The 15,759-nt window shown below is 73.4% G+C and carries 19 protein-coding genes; 5 read left to right on the forward strand and 14 right to left on the reverse strand.

Annotated elements, in window-relative coordinates; genetic code table 11:
• Nucleotides 1–59 precede the first annotated feature (59 nt).
• The 6 genes from glmS to ACYVG5_RS15475 form a co-directional block, all read right to left on the reverse strand.
• A complete protein-coding gene (gene glmS / locus ACYVG5_RS15450; protein WP_222050093.1) occupies nt 60–1,922 on the reverse strand; it encodes a glutamine--fructose-6-phosphate transaminase (isomerizing) in 1,863 nt (620 codons plus the stop codon).
• An 89-nt stretch (nt 1,923–2,011) separates the two neighbouring features.
• On the reverse strand, nt 2,012–3,358 hold the full coding sequence (gene glmM, locus ACYVG5_RS15455; RefSeq protein ID WP_222050092.1) for a phosphoglucosamine mutase: 1,347 nt from the start codon (nt 3,356–3,358) through the stop codon (nt 2,012–2,014).
• A gap of 22 nt (nt 3,359–3,380) precedes the next feature.
• A complete protein-coding gene (rpsI, locus tag ACYVG5_RS15460) occupies nt 3,381–3,803 on the reverse strand; it encodes a 30S ribosomal protein S9 (RefSeq protein WP_460683323.1) in 423 nt (140 codons plus the stop codon).
• Nucleotides 3,804–3,876: 73 nt separating this feature from the next.
• Entirely contained in the window at nt 3,877–4,320 is a 444-nt protein-coding gene (gene rplM / locus ACYVG5_RS15465; protein ID WP_222050091.1) for a 50S ribosomal protein L13, read from the reverse strand.
• A gap of 142 nt (nt 4,321–4,462) precedes the next feature.
• A complete protein-coding gene (locus ACYVG5_RS15470; RefSeq protein ID WP_222050090.1) occupies nt 4,463–5,023 on the reverse strand; it encodes a beta-class carbonic anhydrase in 561 nt (186 codons plus the stop codon).
• Nucleotides 5,020–6,066, reverse strand: a complete 1,047-nt coding sequence (locus tag ACYVG5_RS15475) for a PfkB family carbohydrate kinase (protein ID WP_460683324.1) — start codon at nt 6,064–6,066, stop codon at nt 5,020–5,022. The genes ACYVG5_RS15470 and ACYVG5_RS15475 overlap by 4 nt, the downstream gene beginning before the upstream one ends.
• 58 nt (nt 6,067–6,124) lie before the next feature.
• Here ACYVG5_RS15475 and moeA point away from each other — a divergent pair, with 58 nt between their 5' ends.
• The 3 genes from moeA to ACYVG5_RS15490 all read left to right on the forward strand — a co-directional run bounded on the left by moeA (nt 6,125) and on the right by ACYVG5_RS15490 (nt 8,608).
• Nucleotides 6,125–7,330 (forward strand): molybdopterin molybdotransferase MoeA, encoded by a 1,206-nt coding sequence (gene moeA / locus ACYVG5_RS15480; RefSeq protein WP_222050088.1) that lies wholly within the window; start codon nt 6,125–6,127, stop codon nt 7,328–7,330.
• A 79-nt stretch (nt 7,331–7,409) separates the two neighbouring features.
• A complete protein-coding gene (gene moaC / locus ACYVG5_RS15485; RefSeq protein ID WP_222050087.1) occupies nt 7,410–7,883 on the forward strand; it encodes a cyclic pyranopterin monophosphate synthase MoaC in 474 nt (157 codons plus the stop codon).
• Between the two features lie 230 nt (nt 7,884–8,113).
• Entirely contained in the window at nt 8,114–8,608 is a 495-nt protein-coding gene (locus tag ACYVG5_RS15490) for a MogA/MoaB family molybdenum cofactor biosynthesis protein (protein WP_222050086.1), read from the forward strand.
• A gap of 156 nt (nt 8,609–8,764) precedes the next feature.
• Here ACYVG5_RS15490 and fdhD read toward each other — a convergent pair whose 3' ends face one another.
• Nucleotides 8,765–9,595 (reverse strand): formate dehydrogenase accessory sulfurtransferase FdhD, encoded by an 831-nt coding sequence (fdhD, locus tag ACYVG5_RS15495; RefSeq protein WP_222050085.1) that lies wholly within the window; start codon nt 9,593–9,595, stop codon nt 8,765–8,767.
• A 42-nt stretch (nt 9,596–9,637) separates the two neighbouring features.
• On the opposite strand from fdhD, the gene mobA reads away from it, so the two are divergent.
• Nucleotides 9,638–10,312 carry a molybdenum cofactor guanylyltransferase gene (gene mobA / locus ACYVG5_RS15500; RefSeq protein WP_222050084.1) on the forward strand — a complete coding sequence of 225 codons (675 nt, stop codon included), beginning with the start codon at nt 9,638–9,640 and terminating at the stop codon, nt 10,310–10,312.
• Nucleotides 10,313–10,314: 2 nt separating this feature from the next.
• Entirely contained in the window at nt 10,315–10,980 is a 666-nt protein-coding gene (locus tag ACYVG5_RS15505; protein ID WP_222050083.1) for an NAD(P)H-binding protein, read from the forward strand.
• Nucleotides 10,981–10,984: 4 nt separating this feature from the next.
• Here the strand turns inward: ACYVG5_RS15505 and truA are convergent, their stop codons facing one another.
• From truA to rpmJ, 7 genes are all read right to left on the reverse strand, one after another.
• On the reverse strand, nt 10,985–11,836 hold the full coding sequence (truA, locus tag ACYVG5_RS15510) for a tRNA pseudouridine(38-40) synthase TruA (protein ID WP_222050118.1): 852 nt from the start codon (nt 11,834–11,836) through the stop codon (nt 10,985–10,987).
• Between the two features lie 8 nt (nt 11,837–11,844).
• Nucleotides 11,845–12,552 carry a 50S ribosomal protein L17 gene (rplQ, locus tag ACYVG5_RS15515; RefSeq protein ID WP_222050082.1) on the reverse strand — a complete coding sequence of 236 codons (708 nt, stop codon included), beginning with the start codon at nt 12,550–12,552 and terminating at the stop codon, nt 11,845–11,847.
• 224 nt (nt 12,553–12,776) lie between these two features.
• A complete protein-coding gene (locus ACYVG5_RS15520) occupies nt 12,777–13,844 on the reverse strand; it encodes a DNA-directed RNA polymerase subunit alpha (RefSeq protein ID WP_222050081.1) in 1,068 nt (355 codons plus the stop codon).
• A 155-nt stretch (nt 13,845–13,999) separates the two neighbouring features.
• Nucleotides 14,000–14,626 (reverse strand): 30S ribosomal protein S4, encoded by a 627-nt coding sequence (rpsD, locus tag ACYVG5_RS15525; protein WP_222050080.1) that lies wholly within the window; start codon nt 14,624–14,626, stop codon nt 14,000–14,002.
• A 35-nt stretch (nt 14,627–14,661) separates the two neighbouring features.
• Nucleotides 14,662–15,066, reverse strand: a complete 405-nt coding sequence (gene rpsK, locus ACYVG5_RS15530) for a 30S ribosomal protein S11 (RefSeq protein WP_179654038.1) — start codon at nt 15,064–15,066, stop codon at nt 14,662–14,664.
• 140 nt (nt 15,067–15,206) lie between these two features.
• Nucleotides 15,207–15,581: a 30S ribosomal protein S13 gene (gene rpsM, locus ACYVG5_RS15535; RefSeq protein ID WP_222050079.1), complete on the reverse strand. Its 375-nt coding sequence runs from the start codon at nt 15,579–15,581 to the stop codon at nt 15,207–15,209.
• Between the two features lie 15 nt (nt 15,582–15,596).
• Entirely contained in the window at nt 15,597–15,710 is a 114-nt protein-coding gene (gene rpmJ, locus ACYVG5_RS15540) for a 50S ribosomal protein L36 (RefSeq protein ID WP_014742835.1), read from the reverse strand.
• Between the last annotated feature and the right edge of the window lie 49 nt (nt 15,711–15,759).

Here is a 15,759-nt window from a genome sequence, read left to right on the forward strand (position 1 = left end):
GGTTCCGCCCCTGCTCCGCTCCTCGCTCGCTGGCGCTCGCTGCGATGCTCACAGCGGCGTCACTCGACGGTGACGCTCTTCGCCAGGTTGCGCGGCTGGTCGACGTCCAGGCCGCGGGTGGCGGCGATCTCGCAGGCCAGCACCTGCAGCGGCACCGTCGTCACGACGGGGGCGAGCAGGGTCGGGGTGCGCGGCACCCGGATGAGGTGGTCGGCGTAGGGCACGACGTCGTCGTCGCCCTCCTCGGCGATCACGATCGTCCGCGCGCCGCGGGCCCGGACCTCCTGGATGTTGCTGACCACCTTGCCGTGCACCGACTCGCGGCTCAGCGGCGAGGGGACGATGACGACGACCGGGGTGCCCTGGTCGATCAGCGCGATCGAACCGTGCTTGAGCTCACCGGCGGCGAAGCCCTCCGCGTGGATGTACGCCAGCTCCTTGAGCTTGAGCGCACCTTCCAGCGCGACCGGGTAGCCCACGTGCCGGCCGAGGAACAGCAGCGTGTCCTCCGTCGCCAGCGACCGGGCGAGCTCGCGCACCGGCTCCATGGTGGCGAGGACCGCGGTCACCTGCTCGGGCAGCGCGCGCAGGTCGTCGACGATCGCGCCGACCTCGTCGGCGTACTTGACCCCGCGGACCTGGGCCAGGAACAACCCGACCAGGTAGCAGGCGACCACCTGGGTGAGGAAGCCCTTGGTCGAGGCGACGGCGACCTCGGGACCGGCGTGCGTGTAGAGGACCGCGTCGGACTCGCGCGGGATCGTCGAGCCGTTAGCGTTGCAGATGGCCAGGACCTTGGCCTTCTGCTCCTTGGCGTGCCGCAGCGCCATCAGGGTGTCCATGGTCTCGCCGGACTGGCTGACGACCACGACCAGCGTGCTGCGGTCGAGCACCGGGTCGCGGTACCGGAACTCGCTGGCCAGCTCGACCTCGACCGGGATCCGGGTCCAGTGCTCGATCGCGTACTTGGCGATCAGCCCGGCGTGGTACGCCGTCCCGCAGGCGACGACGAAGACCTTGTCGACGTCGCGGAGGTCCTGCTCGGCCAGCCGCAGTTCGTCGAGGACCAGCTCGCCGTTGTCGCTGAGCCGGCCCAGCAGCGTGTCGGCAACCGCCTTGGGCTGCTCGGCGATCTCCTTCAGCATGAACCAGTCGTAGCCGCCCTTCTCGGCGGCCGCGGCATCCCAGTCGACGGTGTACGGGGTGGCGCCGACCTCGGCGCCGGCGAAGTCGGTGACCGTGACGCCGTCGGTGCGGTCGATCTCGACGACCTGGTCCTGGCCCAGCTCGAGGGCCTCCTTGGTGTGCGCGATGAACGCGGCGACGTCGGAGCCGAGGAAGTACTCGCCGTCGCCGACGCCGACCACCAGCGGACTGTTGCGACGGGAGGCGACCAGCCGGTCGGGCTCGTCGGCGTGCGTGACCACCAGGGTGAACGCGCCCTCGAGCCGGCGGCTGACCGCCCGCATGGCAGCGGCCAGCCGGCTCCGCCCGGCGGGCAGCTCGCGGTACTCGGCGGCCAGCAGGTGGGCGACGACCTCGGTGTCGGTCTCGGAGGAGAACTCGACGCCGGCCGCCTCGCACTCGGCGCGCAGCGCGGCGAAGTTCTCGATGATCCCGTTGTGGACGACCGCCACGGTGCCGTCGGCGGAGACGTGCGGGTGGGCGTTGCGGTCGGTCGGACCGCCGTGCGTGGCCCAGCGGGTGTGCCCGATCCCGATGGTGGAGGCGGGCAGGGACTCCTGGGCCAGCTCCTTCTCAAGGTTGGCGAGCTTGCCCGCCTTCTTCGCCGTCGTCAGCCGGCCTCCGGCCAGCACGGCGACGCCTGCCGAGTCATAGCCGCGGTACTCCAGCCGGCGCAGCCCTTCCAGGACGACGTCCAACGAGTCCTGCGGGCCGACGTACCCCACGATGCCGCACATTGTTCCGAGGGTACCGGCGCCGGGCGGCCATCCGGCCGGAATCACCCGTCCAGGTGACCAGGCTCGCGCGGTGACCCTCCGTGCCGACGTCAGCTGACGGCGGCGACGACCCCGGCCAGCCGCCCGGCGGTGGCGTCGGCCTGCTCCTGGGTGGGCGCCTCGACCATCACGCGGACCAGCTGCTCGGTGCCCGACGGGCGCAGCAGCACCCGGCCGGCATCGCCCAGCTCGGCCTCGACGGCGTTCACCGCGGCGGCGACGTCGTCGCTCGCCGCGACCGCCAGCCGGTCGGTGACCGGCACGTTGACCAGGGTCTGCGGCAACCGGCGGACGACGGAGGCCAGCTCGGCCAGCGACGCCCCGGTCGCGCTCATCCGGGACAGCAGCGCGAGCCCGGTGAGCAGTCCGTCGCCGGTGGTGGCCCAGTCGAGGAAGACCAGGTGGCCGCTCTGCTCGCCGCCCAGGCTCAGCCCGCCGGCGTGCAACGCCTCCAGCACGTACCGGTCACCCACGGCGGTGGTCTGCACGGCGATGCCGGCGGCGCGCATGGTGTGGTGGAAGCCGAGGTTGCTCATCACCGTGGCGACGACGGTGTCGTCGGTGAGGTTGCCGCTCTCGTGCAGCGCGAGCGCGCAGATGGCCAGGATCGCGTCGCCGTCGACGACGTCGCCGGCGGCGCTCACGGCCAGGCAGCGATCGGCGTCGCCGTCGTGGGCGATGCCGATATCGGCGCCGAACCGGGCGACCGCGGCCTGCAGCGGCTCGAGGTGCGTCGACCCGATGCCGTCGTTGATGTTCCAGCCGTCGGGCTCGCCGCCGATGACGTGCACCTGGGCGCCGGCCCGGCGGTACACCTCGGGCGCGACGCGGGCGGCCGAGCCGTGGGCGCAGTCGACGACCACCCGCAGTCCGGACAACGGCTGCCGCAGGGCGGACAGCACGTGGTCGACGTAGTCGTCGGCCGCCCCGGGCAGGTCGCGGACCCGGCCGATGCCCCCGCCGGTGGGGCGGTGGTCGGTGCGGCTGTCGCCGCCGGTGATCTGCCGCTCGATGGCCGCCTCGACCGCGTCGGGCAGCTTGTGGCCACCGCGGCTGAACAGCTTGATCCCGTTGTCGGGCATCGGGTTGTGGCTGGCCGACAGCATCACGCCGAGGTCGGCGCCGGTCTGGCCGGTGAGGTGCGCGATGGCCGGGGTGGGCAGCACGCCCACCCGCAGCACCTCGGCGCCCGCACTGGTCAGGCCGGCGACGACCGCGGCCTCCAGCATCTCCCCGCTGGCCCGTGGGTCACGCCCGACGACCGCGACGGGACGCGAGGTCCCGTCGCGGTCGGCGAGCACACCGGCGGCGGCGCGCGCCACCGCCAGTGCCAGCTCCGGTGTCAGGTCGGCGTTGGCCAGACCGCGGACACCGTCGGTTCCGAAGAGGCGACCCATGGACGTCTCGGGGAGACCGGGGTCAGCGCTTGGAGTACTGGGGCGCCTTGCGGGCCTTCTTCAGTCCGTACTTCTTGCGCTCGGTGACCCGGGGGTCACGGGTCAGGAAGCCGGCCTTCTTGAGGGCCGGACGGTCCTCCGGCTCGATCTCGATGAGCGCCCGGGCGATCGCCAGACGCAGCGCGCCGGCCTGGCCGGAGACGCCACCACCGTGCAGCAGACCGACGACGTCGTACTGCTCGCCCTTCTCCAGGATGACGAGCGGCTCACGGATGAGCTGCTGGTGCACCTTGTTGGGGAAGTACTCCTCGATGGTGCGGCCGTTCAGCTTGAACTGGCCGGTGCCCGGCAGCAGCCGGACGCGGACGACGGCCTCCTTGCGGCGGCCGACCGTCTGGATGGGGCGCCCGTCGGCGTCGGTCACGGTCTGGGCGGCGCTGGTCACTTGCTCTCCTCGCTGGCGCTCGTCGGCATTGTGACCGACGGTGCAATGCTGATGGGTGACTTCGCAGGCTCAGTCACTGGGACACCTGCTTGATCTCGAAGGTCTGGGGCTGCTGGGCGGCGTGCGGGTGCTCCGGCCCGGCGTACACCTTGAGCTTGGAGATCATCTGCCGGCCCAGCGAGTTGTGCGGGAGCATGCCCTTGATGGCGCGCTCGATGACGCGGTCGGGGCGGGTCTGGAGCTCGTCGCCGACATTGATCGTCCGCAGGCCGCCCGGGTAGCCCGAGTGGCGGTAGGCGACCTTGGTCTCGCGCTTCGAGCCGGTGAGGGCCACCTTGCCCGCGTTGACGATGACGACGAAGTCACCGGCGTCCACGTGCGGGGCGAACTGCGGCTTGTGCTTGCCGCGCAGCAGGATGGCGGTCTGGCTGGCCAGTCGACCGAGCACCACGTCGGTGGCGTCGATGACGTGCCAGGCCCGGGTGATGTCACCGGGCTTGGGGGAGTACGTGCGCACGAGGCTCACTGTCCTTGTCGTCGTCAGGCGGGCGGCTGGTCGGATCGCCTCACCGAGCACGGGAGACAGACCCTGGAGGGTCGAGAGGACGCGCGCGCACCAGCCGGCGTCGCGCGCCAGCCGACGACGATACCAGCGCGGGCTACGAACCCGACTCCTGGCCCTGGCCCTGCTGCAGGGGCCCGCCGCGAGCCTGCGAGTGGTGGGGGGCAGCAGGGTCCTTCACTTCGCGGAGCAGCCCGGTGGCCACGTCGTAGACGGCGCCGCGGACCTCGGTGGACAGCAGGTAGGGCGCCGCACGGACGAGCTCCATCGACTCCCGGACGTCGGCGTCGACGTCGGAGAAGGCCCGGGCGGCGAAGGGGGGCCGGTGCCCGGTGGTGCGCTCGACCAGGTCGGCGAACTCCGCGTCGGTGGCCTTGTTGAGCCCGCAGTCGGTGTGGTGCACGAGCACCACCTCGCGCGTGCCCAGCAGGTGCTGGGAGATCGCCAGCGACCGCAGGGTGTCATCGGTGACCACGCCGCCGGCATTGCGGATGACGTGCGCGTCGCCGACCGCCAGGCCGAGCATGCCGAACAGCGGCATCCGGGAGTCCATGCAGGCCACGACGGCGGCGCCGCGGGCCGGAGCGACCGGCAGGTCGCCCGGGAAGTTCGCGAGCCACTGCCGGTTGGCCGCCAGCATCCGGTCGATCTCTGTCATGCCAGGTCTCCTGTCCGCTGTGTCCGGAGGCCGACGGTAGCGGGGCGCCCTTCCGGTTCCGTCCCGCGCTGCGCCGCCACGGCATCCCGGGTCACCCCGACCGGGTCCAGCCGCGGGCGGCCACCGGCTCGGGCCACGGTCAGCGCCGCCGCGGCACCCGCCTCCCAGGCGGCCGTGCGCGGGCCGGCGCCGCGCAGCAGGGCGGCCGTCAGTGCCGCCACGATCGTGTCGCCCGCGCCGGTCGGGTCCACCGGCTCCGCGCCGAGCAGCGGCACCAGTTGCTCCTCGAGCCCACCGTCCGGGCCGGCCCAGACGGTCAGGTCGCCGTCCTCCCCGGCGGCCAGGGACACCACCCGCGGGCCCCGGCCGCACAGTTCGCGGGCCGCCGCCCGCACGTCGTCCAGCCCCGCCAGGTCGCCGTCGACCCAGGCCCGGGCCTCGGACGCGTCGGCGCGCAGCACGTCCACCGCCGCGAGCACCGCCGCGCGGGTGCCGGGTTCGGCGGCGGCGCCGTCGGCGACGAGCAGCGCCCCGCCGGGGGCGTGGGCCAGCGCCGCCCGGACCGCGTCGCCGGGCTGCTGCAGCTGGAGCAGGACCGCCGGCGCGCGGTCCAGCAACGGTGCGGCCGCCGCGACGTCGGCGGCGGTGAGCAGCGCGGCGTCGGGCACGTCCTCCAGCAGCCGGCGGACGCCCCCGGTCTCGACGAGGTCGAGGAGCAGCGCGGTGGCCACGCCCGGACGGCGGGCCACCCCCGAGACGTCGAGCCCGTCGGCGACCGCCTCGGCCAGCACCTGGTCACCCGCCGCGTCGGCGCCGACGACGCCCAGCAGGGCCGCCGGTCGACCCAGCTGGACCAGGGCCACGGCCTGGTTGGCCCCCTTGCCGCCCAGCACCTCCCGGCGGCCGCGCACGGGGGCGCTGCCACCCGCATCCGGGAGCCGGTCCACCTGCAGGACGAGGTCCCGACCCACCTGACCCACCACCACGACGGAACCGCCCGCTGCACCCACCCCGGCTGCCTGCCCCGCGCGAGCCGCCCGCACACCCTCCGGCGCGACCCCGCCGGGGCCGCCGGCGCCCCGGGTCGGAGAGGATGGGGTCGTGCGGACCGTCGAGGAACACCAGGCGGTGGTGGCCGGGCTCCTGGGGCTGCTGCCGGTCGAGCACGTCGCGGTGCCCGCGGCCGCCGGGCGGGTACTGGGCGCGGACCTCCCCGCCCTGGTCGCGCTGCCCGGCTTCGACAACTCGGCGATGGACGGCTACGCCGCCCGCTGGGCCGAGGTCGGCGCGGCGAGCGAGGCGGCGCCGGTCCGGCTGCCGGTCGCCGCGGACATCCCCGCCGGGCGCACCGACGTCCCGGCGCTCGCCCCCGGCACGGTGCACCGGATCATGACCGGCGCACCCCTGCCGGCCGGCGCGGACGTCGTCGTCCCGGTGGAGCGCACCGACGGCGCCACCGACGTCGTCACCATCACCAGCTCCCCCGCCGCCGGCACCCATCTACGGCACGCCGGGGAGGACATCGCCGCCGGCGCCGTGGCGCTGCCGGCCGGCACCGCCCTCGGTCCGACCCAGCTCGGGCTGGCCGCCGCGGTCGGTCACGCCACCCTGCCGGTGCGCCGCCGCCCCCGCGTGCTGGTCCTCTCCACCGGGAGCGAGCTGGTCGCCCCCGGTGAACCACTGGCGCCGGGGCAGATCTACGAGTCCAACTCGGTGCTGCTGGCCGGCGCGGTCGCCGACGCCGGCGGGGAGGCGCGCACCCTCCACTTCGTGCCCGACGACGTCGACACCTTCCTGCGCACCGTGCGCGCCGAACTGGTCGGCGCCGACCTGCTGATCACCAGCGGTGGCGTGAGCGCCGGCGCCTACGAGGTGGTCAAGGACGCGTTCGGCGCGCTCGGCACCGTGGAGTTCGGAAAGGTGGCCATGCAGCCGGGTGGGCCGCAGGGCGCCGGCACCGTGGACGGCGTCCCGGTGGTCACCCTGCCGGGCAACCCGGTGAGCTCGTTCGTCTCCTTCGAGGTGTTCGTCCGGCCGGCGCTGCGCCGCGCGCTCGGGCACGCCTCGCCCGACCGGCTGCGCACCTCGGCGCGGCTCACCGAGGGCCTGCGCTCCCCCGCCGGGAAGCGGCAGTTCCTGCGCGGCCTGTTCGACGGTGGGGTGGTCACCCAGGTCGGCGGGCCCGGTTCCCATCTCGTGGCCCACCTCGCCCGCGCCAACTGCCTCGTCGTCGTCCCCGAGGCAGTGACCGAGCTGCCCGCCGGCACCGAGGTCGACGTCGTGCTGATCGAAGGAGCGCTCCAGTGAGTCGACGCTGCGGTGAGCATCGCAGCGAGCGCCAGCGAGCGAGGAGCGGAGCAGTAGCGGAGACGAACAGGAGTGCGCAGTGAGCGAGCAGCGACTGACCCACGTCGACGAGTCCGGCGCCGCCCGGATGGTCGACGTCACCGCCAAGCCGGTCACCGCCCGGGTGGCGACGGCGGCCGGCCGGGTGCTCGTCAGCCCGGAGGTCGTCGCCCTGCTGCGCGGCCGCGGCGTGCCCAAGGGCGACGCGATCGCCGTCGCCCGGATCGCCGGCATCGCCGGGGCCAAGCGGACGCCGGACCTGATCCCGCTGTGCCACCCGATCGCGCTGCACGGGGTGACCGTCGACATCGAGGTCACCGACGAGGCCGTGGAGATCACCGCCACCGCGCGCACCGCGGACCGCACCGGGGTGGAGATGGAGGCGCTGACCTCGGTCGCCGTCGCCGGGCTGACCGTGATCGACATGGTGAAGGCGGTCGATCCGCGGGCCACCGTGACCGACATCCGGCTGCTGGCCAAGTCCGGTGGCAAGAGCGGCGACTGGGTCCGCTGATGAGCGAGCCCACGAGCTCATCCAGGAGCACAGCAGCGTCGCGAACGCGGTCGACGAGCGCCAGCGAGGAGATCAGATGAGCGAGCCCGCGAGCTCATCCAGGGGCACAGCAGCGTCGCGAACGCGGTCGACGAGCGTCAGCGAGGAGATCAGATGAGCGAGCCCGCGAGCTCATCCAGGGGCACAGCAGCGTCGCGAACGCGGTCGACGAGCGCCAGCGAGGAGATCACGTGAGCGAGCTGCCCGCCGGCGCCCGCGCCGTCGTGATCACCGCGTCCAACCGGGCGTCCGCCGGCGTCTACGCCGACACCAGCGGCCAGCTGCTGGCCGACGGACTGCGCGCGCTGGGTTTCACCGTGGCGGGCCCGCACGTCCGGCCGGACGACGTCGACGCGCTGGTCGAGGTGCTGCGGGCAGCCGTCGCCGGTGGGGTCGACGTCGTGCTGACCACCGGCGGCACCGGGCTGTCCCCCACCGACGTCACGCCGGAGGCGACCCGGCTGGTGCTCGAGCGGGAGGCGCCGGGGATCGCCGAGGCCGTCCGCCGGTACGGCGCACCCACGGTGCCGACGTCGGTGCTGTCCCGCGGGCTGGCCGGCACGGCGGGGCGGACGCTGGTCGTCAACCTGCCCGGCTCCACCGGCGGTGTGCGCGACGGCCTGGCCGTGCTCGGGCCCCTGCTACCGCACATCGTCAGCCAGCTGCGAGGCGGAGATCATGTCTGATGTCGCGCTGCGCGCTCCCACCGCGGCCAGGTGCCGTCCCGGCTTGCGCTGAGCCGCTTCGTGACACTCCGATGGGGAGCCTCCGGCCCCGCCATCGGACTGCACCCTCGCAGGGCGGCCTGCGTGGCGCTGCCTCGCGGGGCCAGCTTCACTGCCCTACACGGGCAAGATAAGCCGCTCGGTGTGGCTGTAGACGTTGCAGCCGTCGCCGCGGAGGAAGCCGATCAGGGTGATGCCGACCTCCTCGGCCAGCTCCACGGCCAGCGAGCTGGGGGCGGAGACCGCCGCCAGCACCGGCACGCCGGCCATGGCGGCCTTCTGCGTCAGCTCGAACGAGGACCGCCCGCTGACCATGAGCACGTGCCCGGCCAGCGGCACCCGGCCCTCGCGGACCGCGTCGCCGATGACCTTGTCGACCGCGTTGTGCCGGCCGACGTCCTCGCGCAACGCCACCAGCTCACCGGCGACGGTGAAGAGCCCTGCCGCGTGCAGCCCACCGGTCCGGGAGAACACCTCCTGCGCCGCGCGCAGCCGGTCGGGGAGCGCGAGCAGGGTGGCCAGGGGCAGCCGGATGTCGTCGGCGGCGACGTCGTGGGTCGTCCTGGTCCGGATGGCGTCGATGCTGGCCTTGCCGCACACGCCGCACGAGCTGGACGTGTAGAAGTTCCGGTCCAGCGCGGTGTCCGGCGCCTCGACGCCGGGAGCCAGGTCGACGTCGACGACGTTGTAGGTGTTGCGGCCCTCGGCATCGACGGAGTTGCAGTACCGCAACCCGGCCACGTCGGCCGAGGAACGGATCACCCCCTCGGTGGCCAGGAAGCCGTGCACGAGGTCGAAGTCGTCGCCAGGGGTCCGCATGGTCACCGCGAGCGGCGTGCCGCTCAGCCGGATCTCCAGCGGCTCCTCCGACGCCACGGTGTCGGAGCGGGTGCCGTGCACGGCCCCACGGATGCGCAGTACGGGCGTACGGCTGGTGACTCGTCCCACGTCGTTGACGGTACTCACCGGTAGCGCCCTACCGTTCGCCCCATGAGCGCCCTCCCTCCCTTCGCCGCCGTGGTGCTGGCCGGCGGCCGGGCGGCCCGGCTCGGCGGGCAACGGAAGCCGCAGCTGCAGGTGGGCGACCGCACGATGCTGGCGACCGTCCTCACCGCGGTGGCCGGTGCCGCGCCCCGCGTGGTGGTGGGCCCGCCGCAGCCGGTCCCGGCGGACGTCGTCCTGGTCCGGGAGGAACCGCCCGGGGGCGGCCCGGTGCCGGCGCTGCGGGCCGGGCTGGCCGCCGTCCCCGGCGACGTGGTGGCCGTGCTCGCCGGCGACCTGCCCTTCCTCACCGCGGAGCTGGTCACCGCGCTGCGGGAGCGGCTCACCGGCGATGGTGTGCTGGTCGTCGACGACACCGGCCGCGACCAGCTGCTGCTCGGTGTGTGGCGAACCCAGGCGCTGCGCGCGGCGGTCGCCGGTGGGGGCGGGCCGACCTCCATGCGTGCGGTTCTGGCGCCGCTGGCCGTGCGCCGGTACCGGCCGCCGGCCGTCCCCGGCCGGCCGGCGCCCTGGACCGACTGCGACACCCCGGCCGAACTCGCCCGGGCGCGGACCGCCGCCGGGGCCGATGACGGGACCCCGCCGACGACGACCGCCCGGTCCGGCCGTGACCGACGGAACACCGCACCCGGCGTGCCCGGGACCGGCCGGGGTAGGGGTTGATCATGCGCATCGTCATCGCTGGAGCCCATGGTCAGGTTGCCCGCCGCCTCGGACGGTTGCTGAGCACCCGGGGAGACACCGTCGTCGGCATCGTCCGCAATCCCGACCACCGCCCGGACCTCACGTCCGACGGCGTCGAACCGGTGGTCCTGGACCTGGAGCACGCGGGCGTCGACGCCGTCGCGGCGGTGCTGGCCGGCGCCGACGCGGCGGTCTTCGCCGCCGGTGGCGGCCCGGCCAGCGGGATCGCCCGCAAGGACACCGTCGACCGCGGTGCCGCGGTGCTGCTGGCCGACGCAGCGGAGCGGGCCGGCGTCGGCTCGTACCTGCTGGTGTCCTCGATGGGCGTCGAGTCGGTGGCCGACGGGGCGACCCCCGAGGGCGTGAACGAGGTGTTCGTGGCCTACCTGCGGGCGAAGCTGGCGGCCGAGGAGGACGTGCTCGCCCGCCGCGGGCCGGCCGTCACCGTGCTGCGGCCCGGTGGCCTCACCGACGACCCCGGCACCGGCCGGGTCCGGCTCGACCGGCACGTCGGTCGGGGGCAGGTGCCCCGGGACGACGTCGCCGCGGTGCTCGTCGAGCTGCTGGACCACCCGAGGTCCGGTGCCGTGGTCGAGCTCGTCGGCGGCGACACCCCGGTTACCGAGGCCGTCGCAGCCCTCGACTGACGGGTCACCGGGGTCCACGACGGTTCCGGGTGACCAGCGACCGGGCGGCGAGCGCGTCATCGGCCGGGTAGTCGACCCGCACCAGCGTCAGCCCCCCGGCCGGCGCGACCGGTACGTCGCCGGCCCGGCTGGTCCGGCTGAGCAGGGAAGCCGGCCACGCCACGTCCCGCCGCCCCTCCCCCACGGCCAGCAGCGCACCCACGAGGCTGCGGACCATGGAGTGGCAGAAGGCGTCGGCCGAGGCGCCGACGGTGACCAGGTCGCCGGTGCGGGCCACGTCCAGGGCCAGCAGGGTGCGGATCGTCGTCGCGCCTGCACGCCGCCGGCAGTAGGCGGCGAAGTCCTGCTCCCCCAGCAACCGCTCGGCGGCGTCGGCCATCGCCCCGGCCGCCAGGCGGCGCGGCCAGCCCACGGTGTCCGCCCGGCGGAGCGGCGGGGGCCCGGCGTCGGCGTCGGCGAGGCGGTAGACGTAGTGCCGGGAGAGCGCGCCGAAGCGCGCGTCGAACGCCGCCGGGACCTCCCGCAGGCCGGTGACCGCGATGTCGGGCGGCAGGACCCCGCGCAACCGGCGCAGCAGCTTGGGCTCGTGGGCGGTGAACACCACCGCGTCGAGGTCGGTGTGGGCCACCTGCCCGATGGCGTGCACCCCGGCGTCGGTGCGCCCGGCTACGGTCAGGTCGACGTCGCACCTCAGCACCGTGGCCAGCGCCAGCTCCAGCTCGCCCTGGACGGTCCGCAGTCCCGGCTGGCGGGCCCAGCCGTGCAGCGCGGTCCCGTCGTAGGAGATGTCGAGCCGAACGCGGACGAGCCCGCCACCGGGATCGGTGGCGGGCTCGTCGACGTGCGGGTCGTTCAGCGGAGCACTTACTTCGGGTCGGGCGCCGACTCGCCGCCGGGAGCCTTGCGGCTCTCGGTCGCGGCGTCCTGCGTCTCGGCGGCGTTGACCTCGGCGGCGGCCGCGTCGGCCACGTCCGGGGTCAGGGCCGCGTCGTCGACCACAGCGGTGCCCTCGGCGGTGGGCTGCCGGTCGACCGCGGAGTCGTCCTGCACCTCGCCATCGGGGTTGTAGACGTCGGTGACGACCTCGTCGGCCTCGTCGGCGACAGCGGTGGCGTCCGCCGGGACCTCACCGGCCGCGGAGGCGGCACCGGCACCGGTGGCGAATCGGGTGCCCCGGGCGCGCTCGGCCTCACCGACGGCCTGCTGGCCGACGGTCAGGGCCTCGACGAGCTCGATGATCGCCATCGGGGCGTTGTCGCCCTTGCGGGGACCGACCTTGACGATGCGCGTGTAGCCACCGGGACGGTTCTCGTAGCGCGGGCCGATGTCGGCGAACAGGGTGTGGACGACGTCCTTATCGCGGATCGTCGTCATGACCTGACGCCGGGCGTGCAGGTCACCGCGCTTGGCGAAGGTGACGAGCTTCTCGGCCAGCGGGCGGAGCCGCTTGGCCTTGGCCTCGGTGGTGGTGATCCGCCCGTGCTCGAACAGCGAGGTGGCCAGGTTGGCCAGCATCAGCCGCTGGTGCGCGGGGGAACCGCCGAGACGGGGGCCCTTGGTGGGGGTGGGCATGTCGGTCCTTCCTCAGGCGGCCGGGCGGGGGCCGCCGGCTGCGTTCCGTGGTGGTGCTGTCGCCCCGTGCACGACGGGCCGTGCTGCGTCCGGGGCCAGTGTGCCGGGCCCCGGATGGCCCCGCTGCAGGGCCCCCGCCGTGGCCCCGTCCAGGGTGCCACCCCGAGCGTGCGAGGGGTGGGGAGGACGGGGTCCTTCCACGGTGGGGGCAGCGGGGCCCTTCCTCAGAGCTGCTCGGTCTCCTGGTAGCCGCCCTCGGTGAACTCCTGGCCCTCGGCGTACTCGGCGACGCCCTGGTAGGCATCGGTCTCGTAGCCCTCGTCGTAGCTCTCGACGGAGGACGGGACGAACCCGGGCGGGCTGTCCTTGAGCGCGAGGCCCATGGCAGCCAGCTTCAGCTTGACCTCGTCGATGGACTTGGCACCGAAGTTCCGGATGTCCAGCAGGTCGGCCTCGGAGCGGGTGACGAGCTCACCCACGGTGTGCACACCCTCGCGCTTGAGGCAGTTGTAGGACCGGACGGTGAGGTCCATGTCCTCGATCGGCATCGAGAAGTTCGCGATGTCGGCGGCCTCGGCCGGGCTGGGCCCGACCTCGATGCCCTCGGCGTCGACGTTCAGCTCGCGCAGCAGGCCGAACAGCTCCACCAGGGTCGAGCCGGCGCTCGCGATCGCGTCGCGCGGCTCCATCGACGGCTTCGTCTCGACGTCGACCACGAGGCGGTCGAAGTCGGTGCGCTGCTCGACCCGGGTCGCCTCGACGGCGTAGGTCACCTTGAGCACCGGGGAGTAGATCGAGTCGACCGGGATGCGGCCGATCTCCTGGCCGGGCTGCTTGTTCTGGGTGGCCGGCACGTAACCGCGCCCGCGCTCGACGACCAGCTCGATCTCCAGCCGGCCCTTGGCGTTCAGCGTGGCGAGGTGCAGCTCGGGGTTGTGCACCTCGACACCGGCCGGGGGCGCGATGTCGGCGGCGGTGACGTCACCCGGGCCCTGCTTGCGCAGGTACATCGTCACCGGCTCGTCGGAGTCGGAGCTGACGACCAGGCCCTTGAGGTTCAGGATGAGCTCAGTGACGTCCTCCTTGACACCCGGCACGGTGGTGAACTCGTGCAAGGTGCCCTCGATGCGGATGCTGGTGACAGCAGCGCCGGGGATCGAGGACAGCAGGGTGCGACGCAGCGAGTTGCCGAGGGTGTAGCCGAAACCGGGCTCGAGCGGCTCGATGACGAACCTCGAGCGCTGGGCGTCGATCGTCTCCTCGGTGAGGGTCGGACGCTGTGCGATGAGCATGGTGGTTCTCCTCCAGGTCCTCCGGCGACCGCCATATGACGCCGTGAGGGTGGTGCCGGCGGGGCGGACATCGGTCCACCCGCCCCGCCGTCGTACGGCCCCCTTGCAGGGCCCCGCGCCGCGCGAAGCGTGGCGTGGGGGGCAAGGGGGTCCTTCTACTTCGAGTAGAGCTCGACGATCAGCTGTTCCTGCACGGGGGTGTCGATGACCTGGCGCGCCGGGATGGCGTGCACCAGGACCTTGAGCTGGCTGCTGATGACCTCGAGCCACGGCGGCACCGGACGCTGACCGGCCTTGGCCTGGGCGACCTGGAACGGCAGCATCTCGACCGACTTGGCAGCGACCTCGACGATGTCGTTCGCGCTCACCCGGTAGGAGGGGATGTCCACCTTGCGGCCGTTGACCTTGATGTGGCCGTGGCGCACCAGCTGGCGGGACATGTCGCGGGACTCGGCCAGGCCGGCCCGGTAGACGACGTTGTCCAGGCGGGACTCGAGGATCTGCAGCAGGACCTCACCGGTCTTGCCCGACTTCTTGTTCGCCTCTTCGTAGTAACCGCGGAACTGCTTCTCCAGCACGCCGTAGATGCGGCGGGCCTTCTGCTTCTCACGGAGCTGGAGCAGGTACTCGCTGTCCTTGGTGCGACCGCGCCCGTGCTCGCCCGGCGGGTAGGGCCGGATCTCGATCGGGCACTTCGGGGATTCGCACTTGCTGCCCTTGAGGAACAGCTTCATCTTCTCGCGCCTGCACAGACGGCAGTCGGCTCCGGTGTAACGGGCCACGTCAGGTACTCCTCAGTCTTCTCGTCAGTGCCCGGTCAGACCCGGCGGCGCTTCTTGGGGCGGCAGCCGTTGTGCGGCTGCGGCGTCACGTCCTGGATCTGCCCGACCTCCAGGCCAGTGGCCTGCAGGGAGCGGATCGCCGTCTCGCGACCGGACCCGGGGCCCTTGACGAAGACGTCGACCTTGCGCATGCCGTGCTCCTGGGCCTTGCGGGCGGCGTTCTCCGCAGCCATCTGCGCCGCGAACGGCGTGGACTTGCGGGAGCCCTTGAACCCGACGTGCCCGGCCGAGGCCCAGCTGATCACGTTGCCCGTGGGATCGGTGATCGACACGATCGTGTTGTTGAAGGTGCTCTTGATGTGCGCCGCGCCGTGGGCGACGTTCTTCTTCTCCTTGCGGCGCACCTTCTTGGCAGCACCCGCGCGAGCCCTGGGAGGCATGTCTCTCCGGTCTGTGTCTGTGTTCGTGGCCTGGTCTTGCACTGCGCGAGGGCAGCGGGGTGGAGCAGCAGCCCGAGGGCTGCGGGCGCGCCGCCGGTCCGGACGTCCTGACGTCGGGGCGGCGCGCCGTCGTGCCTAGATCAGCGGGCCTTCTTCTTGCCCGCGATGGTCTTGCGCGGGCCCTTGCTCGAGCGCGCATTGGTCTTCGTCCGCTGCCCGTGCACCGGGAGACCGCGGCGGTGCCGGATCCCCTGGTAGCAGCCGATCTCCACCTTGCGGCGGATGTCGCCAGCCACCTCGCGGCGCAGGTCACCCTCGACGCGGAAGTGCTCGTCGATGTAGTCGCGCAGCTTCAGCAGGTCCTCGTCGGTCAGGTCCTTGGCGCGCAGATCCGGGCTGACGCCCGTCGCGGCAAGGGTGGCCTGCGCCGAGGTCCGGCCGATTCCGTAGATGTAGGTGAGGGCAATCTCCATCCGCTTCTCGCGGGGGAGGTCCACTCCAGCCAGTCGTGCCATTTGTCAGGTACTCCCTCAGCCCTGGCGCTGCTTGTGCCGGGCGTTCTCGCAGATGACCATGACCCGGCCGTGCCGGCGGATCACCTTGCACTTGTCGCAGATCTTCTTCACCGACGGCTGGACCTTCACCGGTGCCGGCCCTCATTCCTCAGATCGATGTGCGCCGTCACCCGCGCGC

Source organism: Modestobacter lapidis (assembly GCF_054780755.1).